This is a genomic window from Pseudomonas bharatica CSV86, assembly GCF_000319305.2.
In the GTDB taxonomy this organism is placed as follows: Bacteria; Pseudomonadota; Gammaproteobacteria; order Pseudomonadales; family Pseudomonadaceae; genus Aquipseudomonas; species Aquipseudomonas bharatica.
This window is the reverse complement of sequence record NZ_AMWJ02000001.1, coordinates 2,462,106-2,477,631: the sequence shown is the minus strand read 5'-3', so window position 1 is coordinate 2,477,631 and position 15,526 is coordinate 2,462,106. Positions and strand designations below refer to the sequence as shown.

Below are 15,526 nucleotides of genomic sequence, written 5' to 3'. Positions count from 1 at the left end.
CAATGACCGTATTCAAGCCGATCGAAAGCTACGCCGACCTCGACGCCAAGGGCTTCACCTACCGCAATAGCCGCGAAGCGGTGCTGCGCCTGCCCTTCCCCTATCCGGAAGACCAGTACATGTACTCGATGAACGTCGAGCCCCATGTACCCTTCGGCGAAGGCGCGCTGCGCGCCCAATTCGATATCGACGAACACTACATCTCCGAGTGCCATCACCGCGCGCAGATCCTTGAAAGCCAGCCGGGTGTGCACTACGCCGCCCTGCCGCACATGATGGAAGCCCAGTGGGACCTGCTCGAACTGCTGATGGAATCGTATTCCCGCGATTATCCAGAGCATTTCAGCCTGGAAAAGAAAGGCAGCCAGTGGCGCTGGATCAACCGCCCGCTGGGCCTGGACGACAGCTTCACCTTCGGCGATGCCAGCACCCTGCCAATGGAGCCGATGGAATACATCACCCGCCAGGCACAGGGCGAGTTCATTCTTCTCGAAGAGCGCGACGACACCCTGGTGATGGGCGCCGGCATGGCCACCCAGCGCGCCGACTACTCGCTGCGCTTCAACCTCGGCATGAGCTTCATGGAGTTCCATGGCCCGGTGCCGAAGCTGCATGAAATGGGCATCCTCCAGCGTGCGCTGAAATTCCTCCTGCGCCTGCGTCCGGGGCACCCGGTGCGGCGCACCAACTGGTCCATCACGGTCAACCCGCGCCTGGAAACCTCTGCCGAAACCCTGCCCGACTGGGCACCGGACCGCACCACGGTGACTGCACAAAACGCCGGCGAGCTGGTCAACCTTCGCATCGAACTGCAACCGCTGCACCGTTTGCCGCGCAGCAACGCCGTGCTGTTCCCGGTACGCACCTACCTGGTCAGCCTGCAACAGCTGGCCGACTTCGCCCCGCAATGGGCCAAGCGCATGCACCGGGTAATCCGCGACCTGGACCAGGAACTGGTGGACTACAAGGGCTTTACCCGCTACCGGGATGCCATGGTGACCTGGCTGTCGCAATACGATGACGGCACGCCAGTCGACGAAAGTCAGCAATGAAAAAAACCCAAGCGCGCCGATAATGGCGCGCTTTTTTGCGTGCAAATCCGGGAAAACCACAATGAAAACAATACGCAACTTCCTGCCCGAGAGCTGGAGCCTGGTGTTCTCCGCCGCCGCGTCGGCCTACGGTGTCGGCCTGCTCGGCCTGTGGGCCCTGCCGTTCCTGATCAGCGCGATCATCCACGACCTGCAACTCAACGAGGCCCAGGCGGGGCTGCTGATGTCGGCGGAGTTCGGCTTCACCATGCTGGCCTCCTTGCTGGTAGCACCGTTCATGGGCCGCGCCCCCCGGCGTACCCTGGCGATCGCCGGCACCCTGCTGGCAATCGTGGCCAACCTGGTCAGCGCCCATATTGTCGACCTCTACACCCTGGCAGCGGTGCGCTGCGTTGCCGGAGTCGGCGCCGGCCTGGCCCTGGCCTGCGGCAACGCGGCGGTATCCAGCGCGAAACAGCCGGATCGCATCGCCGGGCACATGAACGTGTTGTCGGTGCTGCTGATGATCGTGGTGATGCTCGGCTACGCCAAGGTCATGGCGGCGTTCGGCCTGCCCGGGCTGTACTACGCGATGGCCGCGACCATGGCGGTGATGCTGCTGGCGATCCCGTTCATGGCGCAGCGTGCAACCCTGGCCGAAACCGTGGTGGTCAGCCGCGCAGGCAAGGGCAACGTGCTGCTCAGCCTGCCGGCGGTGTGCATGATGCTGGCGATGTTCGTATTCCAGGCACGGGACACCATGGGCTGGGCGTTCGTCGAGCGCATCGGCACCATGGTCGGCTACAGCGGTGACGAACTGGGCGTGCTGCTTTCGGTGCAATCGGTGGTCGGCCTGGTCGGCCCCCTGCTGGCCGCGATGATCGGCAAGCGCTTCGGCATGAGCACGCCGGTGATCCTCGCCGTGTTGCTGACGGGTGCGACCAGCCTCAGCTACGTTCTGGGCGAGCATTCGAAAACGATGTATACCACCGGTGTCATGACCATCTGCATCACCTACTTCTATGCCCTGAGCTACCTCACCGGGCTGGCGGCGGAGCTGGATCGCGAAGGCCGGGTAGTGGCGGCGGCGGGAAGCTTCCTGAGCCTGGGCCTGGCGGTAGGGCCGGCGATTTCCGGCGGGTTGATTTCACTGGGGGCTTTACCCTGGCGGCCTGGGGATCGCCGTGACGGTGGTGCTGACCCTGGCACTGGTCAGCGTACCCCTGGCGCGGATTCGCAAGGAGCATGTGGTGGCGCAACTGGCGGCTGCGGTCTGAAAAACCTGTTGTGGGGCTGAGGGCCCCATCGCTGGCAAGCCAGCTCCCACAGCCCCCCCTGTGGGAGCTGGCTTGCCAGCGATGAGGCCCTGGAGCCTAGTGCAGTTGCAGCGTCGAATTGATCTGGCTGATGGCATCCACCACATGCCGCGACCCTTGCTGGATCTCCAGGATCACCTCGCCTGCTTCATTCGCAAGGTCCACCCCCTGCCCCGTTCGACTCAGGCTGGACTGCATGCTTGCCACTGCCTTGAGCGACAGGTCGTGGTTCTGCCGCACCACCTCGACGATCTCTACCGTGGCCTTGCTGGTGCGCGCCGCAAGGTTGCGCACTTCCTCGGCCACCACGGCAAACCCGCGTCCGTGTTCGCCGGCCCGCGCCGCTTCGATGGCCGCGTTCAGCGCCAGCAGGTTGGTCTGGTCGGCGATCCCGCGGATGGTAAGAACGATCTGCCCGATCAGTTCCGACTGGCGGTTCACCGCATCGATGCTGCGCGCTGCTTCATTGAGGTCATGGGAAATCTCCTCGATCACATGCACGGTCTGCTGCACAACCTCCGATCCCTTGCGCGCGCAGGCGTCGTTCTGCACCGAGGTTGCGTGGGCCGCCTCCGCAGCCGATTGCTGGGTGCAGACCTGATGGGTGATATCGCTGGCGAACTTGACCACCTTGTACAACCGCCCCTTGGTATCGAAGATCGGGTTGTACGAAGCTTCCAGGTAGACCATCTGCCCCAGCTTGTTGACCCGCTCGAAGCGATGCGAGTGGTACTCGCCACGATTGAGCGAAGCCCAGAAGGCCTTGTACTGGGCCGACTCGCTTTCGCTTTTGTGGCAGAACAGGCTGTGGTGCTGGCCAACGATCTCGTCGAGACGGTAGTGCATGGTGCGCAGGAAGTTGTCGTTGGCCGTGATCACCCGGCCTTCCGGGGTGAACTCGATCACCGCCATCGAGCGGCCAATGGCCTCAAGCAGGCAGTCCGCCTCGTGCTCGTGCACCACACGCTCGGTAATATCACTGGCCACCTTGATGATGCTGGTGACCACGCCGTTGCTGCCGAACACCGGCATATAGCTTGCCTCCAGCCATAGCTCCTGGCGCTTGCGATCGAGCCGCAGGAAAGTACCGCTACGTGCCTGGCCCTGGGCCAGGTCGCGCCACAGCTGGCGGTACTCTTCGGTCTTGGTGTAGGCCTCCTCGCAGAAGATCCGGTGATGCTGGCCGCAGATTTCCTCGAGGCTGTAACCCATGGCGTTGCAAAAATGCTCGTTTGCGTCGAGTACTACTCCATCGGGGCTGAACTCGATCATGGCCATGGAACGGCTGATCGCTGCCAGTTTTGCGTTGGCTTCGGCCAACGCCCGATTACACCGCTCGATTTCTGCCAGATCCGATTTGCGATGGGAGTCGAACATGTCACGCACACTCCATTGGCGGAATTGTGCTCAGCATAGATGGGCGAGAGCGCCCTGCAAGCGCTTGGCCATCACCATCTATCGGCTGTTTTTCAGCTGCTTTCGCGGATCATCAAGGCAAAACCCAGGTCCTGAACCGGATTTTTCCCGGTCTTGCCGTCGAGCAGATCGAGCAAGGCCTGGGCCGCGTGCCGGCCGACAGCGGCCAGCGGCGTGCGGATCGACGTCAGGCGCGGGACCATATGGGCCGAGGCCGGCAGGTCGTTGAACCCGACCATCGCCACCTGTTCCGGGACGCGGATGCCCTGGCGCTGGGCCTGGAAGATCGCACCGTGGGCGAGGTCGTCGTTGCAGAAGAAGATCCCGTCGATATCGCCATGGCGGGCCAGCAACTGGCCGAACAGCTCGCCGCCCAGGCCGATGGACGATGGCTGCGGGACCAGGAGTTCCAGTGCCGGGTCGTACAGCCCGGCTTCGCCCAGGGCCTGGCGGAAGCCTTCGGCGCGTTGCAGGACCCGGGCATCCAGTTGCGCAGCGATAAAACCGAGACGGCGGCGCCCGCGTTCGAGCAGGTGACGCGCGACGGCGCGCCCGGCTTCATGCTGGGAAAAGCCTACCGAGACCACATCCTCTTCGTCCCCCAGTTCCATCATGTGCACGCAAGGTACGCGGCTGGCGGCGAGCATGCGCCGCGCCGCCTCGCTACGCTCGAAGCCGGTCAACAGCAGGCCGCGGGGTTGGTGGGCAAGGTAGTTGCGCAGCAGGTTCTCCTCCACGGCGGCGTCGTAGTGGAAGTTGCCGATCATCACTTCCAGCCCGCGTGGGCGCAGGACATCGTGGATAGCGTCGAGGGTCTCGACGAACAACTGGTTGGACAACGACGGGATCAGCACCGCCACCGACTGGCTCTGCGCCGAGGCCAGGGCGCGGGCGGCAGGGTTGGCGACATAGCCGAGCTGGGCAGCGGCGGCGCGGACCTTCTCCACCAGCTCCGGCGCTACCGTGGCCACCCCGCGCAGGGCCCGGGACACGGTGATCGGCGACACCCCGCAAAGCCGGGCGACTTCGGCCAGGGTGGGACGACCTGTGGTGCGGGAGGTGCTGCGGGACATGACGGCTCGGCGAAATAGCGGGGAAAGCCGGCAAGGTTAGTGGTGCAGCCTGTGGCTGGCAAGGCAATGTACCTGGGGTGTTGCTGAGGGCCTCATCGCTGGCAAGCCAGCTCCCACGCTGAACCCTGTGGGAGCTGGCTTGCCAGCGATGAGGCCCTGAAGGTCAGAGCCGGTCCAGGATCAGAACGCCGCCTTGAATACCGCCTCGATCTCCGCCTGGCTCGCCGGCCGCGGATTGGTCAGGCCGCAGGCATCCTTCAAGGCATTGCCGGCCAGGATCGGCACATCCTCGACCTTGGCCCCGAGTACCGCCAGTCCCGGCGGAATATCGATGTCCCGGCTCAGTTGCTCGATCGCCTCGATGGCTGCCGCCGCGCCCTGCTCCGCATTCAGTTCAGCGACCTCCACGCCCAGCGCCGCGGCCACGTCCCGCAAGCGCGCCGCCGAAACCTTGGCATTGAAGCGCTGCACATGGGGCAGCAACACCGCATTGCACACGCCATGGGGCAAGTCGTAGAAGCCGCCCAACTGGTGCGCCATGGCGTGCACATAGCCGAGCGAGGCATTGTTGAAGGCCATGCCCGCAAGAAACTGGGCGTAGGCCATGGCTTCCCGTGCCAGCAGGTCCTGGCCGTTGGCCACCGCCTGGCGCAGGTTGCCGCTGATCAGCTCGATGGCTTTCAACGCGCAGGCATCGGTGATGGGCGTGGCGGCGGTCGAGACATAGGCTTCCACTGCGTGGGTCAGGGCGTCCATGCCCGTCGCGGCCGTCAGGGCCTTGGGCATGGCGACCATCAACGCCGGGTCATTGACCGAGAGGATCGGCGTGACATTGCGGTCGACGATGGCCATTTTCACGTGCCGCGCTTCGTCCGTGATGATGCAGAAGCGGGTCATCTCGCTGGCCGTCCCGGCCGTGGTGTTGATCGCCACCAACGGCAGTTGCGGTTTGGTCGAGCGATCGACGCCCTCGTAGTCGGCGATCCTGCCGCCATTGGTGGCGCACAGGGCGATGCCCTTGGCGCAATCATGGGGCGAACCACCGCCCAGGGAGATGACGAAATCGCATTTTTCCCGTTGCAGCAGTGCCAGGCCCTGCTCCACGTTGGCGATGCTCGGGTTGGGCTTGGCGTCGTCGAACACCCGCGAATCGATATCGCGCACCGCCAGTTGCTCGGCGATCCGCTGCGCGACACCGGCCTTGGCCAGGCCGCCGTCAGTCACGATCAGCGCCTTGCGAAAGCCGTAGCCGACGATTGCCGTCATGGCCTCGTCAAGGCAGCCGATGCCCATGATATTCACGGCCGGAATGAAAAACGTGCTGCTCATGGCTAATCCCTCAGTGGCTCTATCTCGATGCTTTCAGCATCCTCCTGGAATAAGCGGCAGGTGTTGATCCAGGACAACCTCAGCCAAGGAACAGGCGATAAGCCGGATTATCGGTCTCGTCCCAGTAGCGATAACCCATGGCATCGAGCAGGCCCGGCAGGTCGGCACGCTCGTCAGCCGGCACTTCGAGGGCGGCGAACACCCGGGCATCGGCGGCGCCATGGTTGCGGTAGTGGAACAGGCTGATGTTCCAGCGCTTGCCAAGGCTCTCCAGGAAGCCCAGCAGCGCCCCCGGCCGTTCGGGGAACTCGAAGCGCAGCACGCGCTCTTCGGCGCCCGGCCCGGCATGGCCGCCGACGGTATGGCGAATATGCAGCTTGGCCAGTTCGTTGTCGGTCAGGTCGAGCACCTCGTAACCCTGCTCGCGCAGGCTGGCAACCAAGGCCTCGCGCGGGTCGGTCAGCGGGTGGGTCTGGACCCCGACAAACAGCCGCGCCTCCTTGCCCGGGTGATAGCGGTAGTTGAACTCGGTGATCTGGCGCCGCCCCAGGGCCTGGCAGAAGGCGCGGAAGCTGCCCGGGCGCTCGGGGATGGTCACCGCGATCACCGCCTCGCGCTGCTCGCCCAGTTCGGCGCGCTCGGCGACATGGCGCAGGCGGTCGAAATTGACATTGGCACCGGAATCGATCGCCACCAGGGTCTGGCCCTGCACCCCCCGGGCGGCCACGTACTTCTTGATCCCGGCCACGGCGAGCGCTCCCGACGGCTCGGTGATGGAGCGGGTGTCGTCGTAGATATCCTTGATCGCTGCACAGAGTTCGTCACTGCTGACGGTGATCACCTCGTCCACGTAATGCCGGCAGATATCGAAACAGTGGGCGCCGATCTGCGCCACCGCCACGCCATCGGCGAAGGTCCCGACCTGGGCCAGCACCACTCGCTCGCCGGCCGCCAGGGCGGCTTGCAGACAATTGGAATCCTGCGGTTCGACACCGATCACCTTGACCTCGGGGCGCAGGTATTTGACGTAGGCGGCGATCCCCGAGATCAGCCCGCCGCCGCCCACCGGTACGAAGATGGCATCCAGCGCGCCGGGTTGCTGGCGAAGGATCTCCATGGCGACGGTGCCCTGCCCGGCGATCACATCCTGATCGTCGAAGGGCGGGACGAAGGTCGCGCCATCGCGCTGGGCCAGGTGCAAGGCATGGGCCAGCGCGCGCGGAAAGGCATCGCCATGCAGCACCACATGGCCGCCACGGGAACGCACGCCTTCGACCTTCAGCGCTGGGGTGGTCTCGGGCATGACGATGGTCGCCACGATACCCAGCTCGCGGGCGGCCAGGGCCACGCCTTGGGCATGGTTGCCGGCGGACGCGGTGATCACGCCGCGGGCTCGCTGCTCGGGGGTCAGGCGGCTGAGACGGGTGTAGGCACCGCGGATCTTGAAGGAAAAGGTCGGCTGCAGGTCCTCGCGCTTGAGCAGGACCTGGTTGTCCAGGTGCGCGGACAGGGCCCGGGCCGGCTGCAACGGGGTTTCGATGGCCAGGTCGTACACCGGGGCGGACAGGATGCGACGCACATAGTCCGACAGCAGGTTCGGTGCGCCGAGGCTAGGGGGGCTTACGGTGAGACTGGTCATCGATGACTCCTGGTCTTTTGCAAGGGCCCGGGAGTCGAGAAAGAAAAAACCCGCCTCCAGGGCGGGTTAGGTGCAGCTGCCAGCTAGCCCGCCAATCGGATAATGGCGGTAATAATGCTGTGGGCTGGCAGGTGCTGGAATGTGTTCATGCCAGCGAAGCTAGCGAAAGCGTCCTGCCAAGTCAACGACTGATTCGAAAGATTGCCAACGGCCCGCAATATCCCTCTTGCCGAATTGGACAACCCACAAGTCCCCTGCTTGTATCAAATCATGCACCCATGCACGCCCGTATGACTCGAAACCTCAGAGGGACCGGACCATGAGCGAAGGAAAGCCGTACAAAGTCATGATGGTGTTCGGCACCCGCCCGGAAGCGATCAAGATGGCGCCGCTGGCCGGGGTCCTGCGTGAGTGGCCGGATATCGACCTGAGCATCTGCTCCACCGGCCAGCACCGCGAAATGCTCCAGCAGGTGCTCAACGACTTCGGCCTGCACGTCGACGAAGACCTGCAGGTGATGACCCAGAACCAGACCCTGAACAGCCTGTCCCAGCAGCTGCTGGCGCATATCGATGCCGCCTACGAGCGGATCCGGCCGCGCATCGTGCTGGTCCACGGCGACACCACCACCAGCTTCATTGCCGCCTTGGCCGCCTTCAACCGGCAGATCCCCATTGCCCATGTCGAGGCCGGCCTGCGCACCGGCAACCTGCGCCAGCCCTGGCCGGAGGAGGCCAACCGGCGCCTTACCGGGGTGATCGCCGACCTGCACTTCCCGCCCACCAAGGACGCGCGTGACAACCTGCTGCGCGAGGGCGTGCCCCTTGAACATCTTGAAGTTACCGGCAACACCGTGATCGACGCCCTGCTGTGGATGCGCGATCACCTCAAGCACAGCCAATGGCACCCGGCCCCGGACTCGCCGCTGAGCAAGCTGCGCGACGACCAGCGCCTGGTCCTGATCACCGGCCACCGCCGGGAAAACTTCGGCCCCGGCTTCGAGCGCATCTGCCTGGCCCTGGCCGAGCTTGCCCTGCGTTATCCGGACGTGCAGTTCGTCTACCCGGTGCACCTCAACCCGCAGGTCCAGAAGGCGGTGTACTCGGTGCTGTCGAACCAGCCGAATATCCACCTCGTCGCCCCACAGGACTACCAGCACTTCGTCTGGCTGATGGACCGCGCCTACCTGATCCTCACCGACTCCGGCGGCGTCCAGGAGGAGGCCCCGGCGCTGGGCAAGCCGGTGCTGGTGCTGCGCAAGGTCACCGAGCGCCCGGCCGTGCTCGAAGCGGGCACGGTGATCCTGGTCGGCACCCAGACCGAACGCATCGTCAAGGAAACCCGGCAATTGCTCGATGACCCGGACACCTACCAACGCATGAGCAAAGTGTTCTTCCCCGTTGGCGACGGCCGTGCCAGCGAGCGCATCGCCGAACGACTGAGCCGCTGGCTCGAGGAAAACGCCAACGGGCGCGACGACTCGTGAGCCTGTTCTGGGTCGATGTCCTCACCTATGTCCTCTACGGCCTGAAATGGCTGGCGATCATCCTCGCCACGCTGATGTTCATCCTCGGCCTGGATGACCTGTTCATCGATATCGTCTATTGGGTACGCAAGCTGGTGCGCAGCTTCAGGGTCTACGGCAAGCACGAGCATGCCGACGAGAAGCGCCTGTTCGAGGTGCAGGAAAAACCCCTGGCGATCATGGTTCCGGCCTGGAACGAGGTTGGCGTGGTCGGCGAAATGGCCCGCCTGGCGGCCTCGACCCTGGACTACGAGAACTACCAGATCTTCGTCGGCACCTACCCCAACGACCCGCAGACCCAGGCCGACGTCGATGCCGTGTGCCTGCACTACCCCAACGTGCACAAAGTGGTCTGCGCTCGCCCCGGCCCGACCAGCAAGGCCGACTGCCTGAACAACGTGATCGACGCCATCCTGCGCTTCGAACGGGATGCGCGCATCGAATTCGCCGGTTTCATCCTGCATGACGCCGAAGACGTGATCTCACCCATGGAACTGCGCCTGTTCAACTACCTGTTGCCGGCCAAGGACATGATCCAGATCCCGGTCTATCCCTTCGCCCCGGAGTGGCGCGGCTTCACCGCCGGGCACTATGTCGACGAGTTCGCCGAGAACCACGGCAAGGATGTGATCGTGCGCGAGGCCCTGACCGGCCAGGTGCCCAGCGCCGGAGTCGGCACCTGCTTCAGCCGCCGCGCCATCGGCGCACTGCTCGAAGACGGCGATGGCATCGCCTTTGACGTGCAGAGCCTCACCGAGGACTACGACATCGGCTTCCGCCTCAAGCAGAAAGGCATGAAGTGCATTTTCGCCCGCTATTCCATCAGCGATCCGGAACTGGCCCTGGAGCGGGTCTGGGCGCCCGGCATGAGCAAGGCGTTCGCCCAGGTGATCTGCGTGCGCGAGCACTTCCCGCGGGACTGGCAACATGCGATCCGGCAAAAATCGCGCTGGATCGTCGGCATCGTCTTCCAGGGCACCAGCAACCTCGGCTGGAGCCGCAAGGGCGCGCTCAACTACTTCCTCTGGCGCGACCGCCGTGGCCTGTTCGCCTACCTGCTGAGTTTCCTGGTCAACCTGCTGCTCCTGGTGCTGCTGAGCATGTGGCTGACCACCTGGTTCTTCCCCGAAGCCTGGCGCTTTCCGTCGATCCTCGAAGGCAGCGAGTTGCTGACCACCCTGCTCTGGCTCAACGGTTTCCTCCTGCTCAACCGCCTGTTCCAGCGCGGCTGGTTCGTCACCCGCTATTACGGCATCTTCGAGGGCCTGCTGTCGGCACCACGGATGATGTGGAGCAACTTCGTGAATTTCTTCGCCAATATCCGCGCCCTGCGCCAAGTCCTGGAGATGGGCGACTCGCGGCGGGTGGCCTGGGACAAGACCACCCATGAATTCCCTGCCCTCGCGGCGCCCGCGCGTACTCCGCTGGGCCGGCGCCTGATCGACAAAGGGCTGATCACCGAGGACCAACTGCAAGCTGCGATCACTACCCCGGAGCGTCGCCGCCTTGGCCGCGAACTGCTGGTGCGTGGGCTGATCAGCAGCGAACAGCTGGTGGAAACCCTGGCCGAACAGCTGGACCTGCCCTGGGCCCCGCTGGACCCGTTCAATATCGATCCGCACCTGATCGCCCAACTGCCGCGCAAGATCGCCATGCACTACGGCGTGCTGCCCGTCGAGGAACACGGCCATACCCTGGTCCTGGCCAGTGAAAGCCCGGTCAGCCAGGTATCCCTGGGCGCCATCGCCCGCCACCTGAAGCGCCCGGTGAGCTGCCGCCTGGCGCCTCAGGGACGGGTCACCCTGGGCCTGCGCTATCACTACCCCAGCCCCTGGCAGAAGGAGGAAACCCGGCAGATGCTCCAGGTCCTGGAACGGCACAAGGACGATGCCGCGCTGATCGAACGGGTCAGCCGCCACCAGGTGCTGCTCGGCACGCTCCTGCAAACCCGCGGCATGGTGCCGACCACCCTGTTCAACCAGGTGATGATCGACTTCGACCCGGAGCAAGTGAGCCTGGGCGACTACCTGATCGAACGGGGCATCATCACCGAACAGGTGCTCAAGGAAGCCCTGGCCGAACAGGCGACGGAGCAGCAAGCGGCGTACAGCATCGTCCGGGAGGTGGCATGAAGCAGCCCGTGCCCTTGCTCCTGACCTGCCTGCTGGCTTGCAGCGCCAGCGTCGCCGCACCGATGAGCGATTTCGAGCGTTTCCGCAGCTTCCCCTACATGGACCGCAGCTACCGCGAAGCGAAGAACCAGAACTGGGCGGAGGTGGAGCGCCTTACCCACTACCTACTGGACAAGGTGCCGAACAACGACGAGGCACGCAGCCTGCTGATCCAGGCCCTGGCCCACCAGAAACGCTATGACGAGGCCGAGCGGATGGCCGCCGCCCAAGGCAAGGACAGCCAGCAGTTGCTGGAGCTGCGCCTGATCCGGATCGAGGAAAACCCGCCCGAAGCCTCGGTGGTCGAAGGCTGGATGAACGACAGCCAGATCAGCCCGCGCATCCGCCTGCGCCAGGCCTACAGCCTGAGCCTGGGCAGGCACTACGGCCCGCAGAAGGCCCTCGACTGGCTGAACCAGCTGCGCCCGGCCGGCGACGACAATATCCTGCGCCAGTCCCGGGCCAACTGGGCCGAGCAGGTCGGCGACTGGAACGAGACCGTAGAGCAACTGGCGCCGTTGGCAGCGAAGGGGCAACTGCAGGCCGATGACTGGCAGCGCCTGGCCAACGCCTACGTGCAGCGTCTCGACGAAGCGCCCTTGCAGCAGTTGCTGGACAAGGCGCCCTCGGCGGAGGCCGCGCACAGGACCCGCCTGGCCATGGTCGATCGCGCCTTCGCCGAGGGCCATGAACAACAGGCCCGGCGCTGGTTGCAAACGCTGCCGCAGGCCGACCGCGAGCGGCCGCAATACCGCCAGCAACTGCTGGAGTTGGCCCGACAAAGCGAAGATGGCGCGCTAGTCCGGGAGCTTAGCAACGACCTCGACAAGCCCTGCCTGGAAACTGCCGAATGGCTGTCGCGCAACGATCCGCCGCACGCCCTCGATCAGTTGCGCCAATGCCGCGCCGAGGATGACCCGAAGACCTGGCTGATCCTAGCCCAGCGCCTGCATGCCGATGATCTGTTGCAAAGCCGGCGCCTGCCCCAGCCGTGGGACAGCCAGCGCCAGCAACGCCTGCTGGAAGTCTGGCGCGAGCAAGGCAAGACCCGGCAGATCATGGAGTGGCTGGCCGCCCAGCCACAGACCCCGGCGATTCTCCAGCAACGCGCGCAACTGCTGGAAGGCAGCGGCAAGGGCCGTGATGCCAGCGCCGCATGGGAAAGCCTCTATCGCCAGACCGGCAGTCTCGACGCGCTGAACCAGGCCACCTTTCTGATGCTGAATGCCGGGCGCAAGCATGAAGCCCTGTCGCTGCTGGAACAGGCGTGGGACCGCCACCAGGGACGCCTGTCCGCCCCGCTGCTGCAACGTCTGGCCGGGCTCTACAGCCAGGCCGATGTACCGCTGGACAGCCGTCGTGCCGTCGCCCTGATCCCACGGGTCGATGCCGCCAGCCGTGGCCTGGTGCTGGCTCGCCTTGCCGAGAGCGGCCAGTGCGGCGCGGTGCGCGCGGCCATTCCTGCCGACCCCAAGGAACCGGGCCAACTGCGGGCGCTGGGGCGTTGCGCCATGCCTGACCATCCTGGCGAAGCGGTGGTCTACTACCAGGCCGCCGAGCGCCTGGGCGATCGCAGCAGCCGCCTGCCCCTGGCCTATGCCCTCGAAGCAGGCGGTGATGCAGCCGGCGCCCAGCGCATCTTCGACAGCCTGGTGCCTGCCGAATGGACCGACAACGCTCGCCTGACCGCCGCGCAAAGCGCCCTGAACGCCGGCAATCCCGAACGGGCCGAACAGCACTGGCGCCGTGCCGCGCACCCCGCCGCCGATGACTGGGCCCTGGGGGCGACCATTGCTGAACGCCGCGGCGACCTGCCCCTGTCCCTGGAGCGGCGCCGCCAGGCCCTGCAGCACCAGCCCCGTGCCGAGCACTACTACGACGCCTCGATCACCGCGCAGAAAGTCGGCGATATGGCCCAGAGCAGCGCCTGGCTGGCCGAAGCCGTGCGCCTGGCCCGGACCAGCCGCGCTACCGCGCCGACTACGGCATGCGCCTGGCCGGCAGCGACGACAAGGCCGTGCGCCGTCAGTCCATTCCCTACCTGGAACAGGCCACCCGCAGCTTCCCCGAGGACTACCGTATCGGCGAAACCCTGGCCTGGCGCTACGACGAGGTGGAAAACAGCGCCGCCGCACGCCAGGAACTGCGCCGGGTGCTGGATGTGGAACAGGACCTGGTCGACGGCGACGACGAATATGGCAGCCTGGAAGCACGCAAATTCCGTCAGCGCCGCGCCCACGAAACCCTGTCGCGGCGCGACACCGTGACCTTGGCCAGCACCTGGTCGCCGGCCGGCGCCTCGACCAACGACAACTTCCGTGCAAGCGACAATCCCCAGCGCCGCGCGCAATCGCAGAACGTACAAGTAGCCATGTGGGATCACGCCCTGGGCGACGAACCGAGCCGCAACGGCAGCACCCTTTCGGTCTATGGCCGGGTCCTGTTCGGCGGCAGCGGGCGCAGTGACTACGCTCAGAGCATGGGTACCGGCGTCGGCCTGCGCTGGAAGCCGCTGGGCGATGCCAACCTCAACCTGTACAGCGAGCTGTACCACCAGCGCGAGATCGACGACAGCCACTACGACGGCCTCAGCCTCGGCCAACTGTTCAGCCCGGCGAAGGTCGGGCGCAACTGGCGCGACCTGCGCAGCCATGCCTCGAGCAGCAACGACCTGCTGCTGCGCGCCACCGCCTCGTTCTTCGACCAAGGCGACTACCGCGCCGACTGGCGGGTCGACGAGGATGACTGGAACGAACGCTTCCTGTACCTCGATGCCGCCTGGTGGACCCGGGCCGGCGATCACCAGTGGCTATCGCGCTACCAACAGGGCCACACCTGGAAACTCGACACCCGTTCGCCGCAAACCCTCATGCCCTACGGCTTCCTCGAATTCGGCAGCCAGGACCCGGACAACGACTGGCGCCAGGACCTGCGCGCCGGTATCGGTCTGCGCTGGCAATGGTGGTTCGATGACGACAGATACAACGCCTACCGCGGCTCGCTGAAGGTACGCACCGAGTACCAGCAGGGCCTGGGCGGCAATCTGTACGAACGCGCCAATGGCGTGCTGCTTGGCGTGGAGCTGACCTTCTGATGCGCCGGATCCTGTTCTTCCTGCTGCTGGTCTGCCTGCCGGTCGCTGCCGACCAGCGGGTGATCTATCAACCCCAGAGCCGCGACGCCGTGCTCAGTGCCGGGCAATGGCGCCAGCTATGGCACGACACCGTGGGCAATGGCGGCAAGACCCTGATCGTGCAATGGACCCGCTATGGCGACGAACGCTTCGGGGGTGCCGAGGGCTGGCTTGCGGCGAGCTTGAAGGAGGCGCACGCCCAGGGGCTGGAACTGGTGGTCGGGTTGTATCTGGACAGCGCTTATTACACCCGGATCAACGAACTGGATGCCGGCGGCCTGGCGGCCTACTGGAAGTCGCAACTGGGTGACTCCCTCGCCCAGCAGCGTGAGGTGCGCCGGTGGGGCCTGTCGGTGGCCGGCTGGTACCTGCCGATGGAACTGGATGACCTGCATTTCCAGGCCGCCGATCGGCGGGAGGCGCTCTTCGTTCAGTTGCAGGCCTTCAACCGCAAGCTCGATGCCCCGCTGCACCTCAGCGCATTCACTACCGGCAAGCTGGCGCCCGGGGTGCAGGCCGAATGGTTCGCACGCTTGACGGGGCTGAACCTGAAGCTTTGGTGGCAGGACGGCAACGGCACCCGACGCCTGCCGCCGCTGGTACGGGACAGCTATGCCAGGGCGCTGCCCTGCACGGTAGGGATCATTCGCGAAGCGTTTCGCCAGGTCAGTGCCGAGGGGCAGCCGTTTCGTGCAGTGCCGCAGCAGCCGGCGCTGCAGGACGGCTGTCATGAGCAGGCGGTGTTTGCCTTGAATTACCGGTCGTGGGCGAAGGTATTGCCGAGTGCACGTTGATTTCCTTGTTGTTTTTCAGGGCCCTATCGCTGGCAAGCCAGCTCCCACAGGTATCCAACCGCAGAACCTGTGGGAGCTGGCTTGCCAGCGATGAGGCCC

Annotated in this window: 8 protein-coding genes and 3 pseudogenes; 6 read left to right on the top strand and 5 right to left on the bottom strand. The window is 65.3% G+C overall.

What is annotated here, in order from left to right; all coding sequences use genetic code 11:
* Window positions 1–2: 2 nt before the first annotated feature.
* Entirely contained in the window at window positions 3–1,052 is a 1,050-nt protein-coding gene (locus CSV86_RS11085) for a heme-dependent oxidative N-demethylase family protein (protein WP_009398397.1), read from the top strand.
* A 61-nt stretch (window positions 1,053–1,113) separates the two neighbouring features.
* On the top strand, window positions 1,114–2,328 hold the full coding sequence (locus CSV86_RS11080; protein ID WP_240160412.1) for an MFS transporter: 1,215 nt from the start codon (window positions 1,114–1,116) through the stop codon (window positions 2,326–2,328).
* A gap of 76 nt (window positions 2,329–2,404) precedes the next feature.
* Here the strand turns inward: CSV86_RS11080 and CSV86_RS33320 are convergent.
* The 5 genes and pseudogenes from CSV86_RS33320 to ilvA form a co-directional block, all read right to left on the bottom strand.
* Window positions 2,405–2,830 (bottom strand): annotated as a pseudogene (locus tag CSV86_RS33320) (methyl-accepting chemotaxis protein); the annotation flags it as partial.
* A 111-nt stretch (window positions 2,831–2,941) separates the two neighbouring features.
* A pseudogene (locus CSV86_RS33315) lies at window positions 2,942–3,724 on the bottom strand (PAS domain-containing protein); the annotation flags it as partial.
* A 92-nt stretch (window positions 3,725–3,816) separates the two neighbouring features.
* Entirely contained in the window at window positions 3,817–4,836 is a 1,020-nt protein-coding gene (gene gntR / locus CSV86_RS11070) for an HTH-type transcriptional regulator GntR (protein ID WP_009398393.1), read from the bottom strand.
* Window positions 4,837–5,016: 180 nt separating this feature from the next.
* Entirely contained in the window at window positions 5,017–6,165 is a 1,149-nt protein-coding gene (gene yiaY / locus CSV86_RS11065) for an L-threonine dehydrogenase (RefSeq protein ID WP_009398390.1), read from the bottom strand.
* A gap of 79 nt (window positions 6,166–6,244) precedes the next feature.
* Entirely contained in the window at window positions 6,245–7,804 is a 1,560-nt protein-coding gene (ilvA, locus tag CSV86_RS11060) for a threonine ammonia-lyase, biosynthetic (RefSeq protein WP_009398389.1), read from the bottom strand.
* 319 nt (window positions 7,805–8,123) lie between these two features.
* On the opposite strand from ilvA, the gene wecB reads away from it, so the two are divergent.
* From wecB to CSV86_RS11040, 4 genes and pseudogenes are all read left to right on the top strand, one after another.
* Window positions 8,124–9,290, top strand: coding sequence for a non-hydrolyzing UDP-N-acetylglucosamine 2-epimerase (gene wecB, locus CSV86_RS11055; RefSeq protein ID WP_009398388.1), 1,167 nt, complete (start codon window positions 8,124–8,126; stop codon window positions 9,288–9,290).
* The gene (gene nfrB / locus CSV86_RS11050; protein ID WP_009398387.1) at window positions 9,287–11,461 is read left to right on the top strand and encodes a cyclic di-3',5'-guanylate-activated glycosyltransferase NfrB; all 2,175 of its coding nucleotides are present in this window, start codon (window positions 9,287–9,289) and stop codon (window positions 11,459–11,461) included. Before wecB ends, nfrB begins: the two co-directional genes overlap by 4 nt.
* Window positions 11,458–14,594, top strand: a pseudogene (locus CSV86_RS11045) (NfrA family protein). Before nfrB ends, CSV86_RS11045 begins: the two are co-directional and overlap by 4 nt.
* Window positions 14,594–15,427, top strand: a complete 834-nt coding sequence (locus CSV86_RS11040) for a DUF4434 domain-containing protein (protein ID WP_009398385.1) — start codon at window positions 14,594–14,596, stop codon at window positions 15,425–15,427. Before CSV86_RS11045 ends, CSV86_RS11040 begins: the two are co-directional and overlap by 1 nt.
* The last annotated feature ends 99 nt before the right edge of the window (window positions 15,428–15,526 follow it).

What these genes read in the sequence shown, in the direction of transcription:
- CSV86_RS11085 (WP_009398397.1), top strand. Translation starts at nt 3, where the DNA reads ATGACCGTATTCAAGCCGATCGAAAGCTACGCCGACCTCGACGCCAAG.
- CSV86_RS11080 (WP_240160412.1), top strand. Translation starts at nt 1,114, where the DNA reads ATGAAAACAATACGCAACTTCCTGCCCGAGAGCTGGAGCCTGGTGTTC.
- gntR (WP_009398393.1), bottom strand. Translation starts at nt 4,836, where the DNA reads ATGTCCCGCAGCACCTCCCGCACCACAGGTCGTCCCACCCTGGCCGAA.
- yiaY (WP_009398390.1), bottom strand. Translation starts at nt 6,165, where the DNA reads ATGAGCAGCACGTTTTTCATTCCGGCCGTGAATATCATGGGCATCGGC.
- ilvA (WP_009398389.1), bottom strand. Translation starts at nt 7,804, where the DNA reads ATGACCAGTCTCACCGTAAGCCCCCCTAGCCTCGGCGCACCGAACCTG.
- wecB (WP_009398388.1), top strand. Translation starts at nt 8,124, where the DNA reads ATGAGCGAAGGAAAGCCGTACAAAGTCATGATGGTGTTCGGCACCCGC.
- CSV86_RS11040 (WP_009398385.1), top strand. Translation starts at nt 14,594, where the DNA reads ATGCGCCGGATCCTGTTCTTCCTGCTGCTGGTCTGCCTGCCGGTCGCT.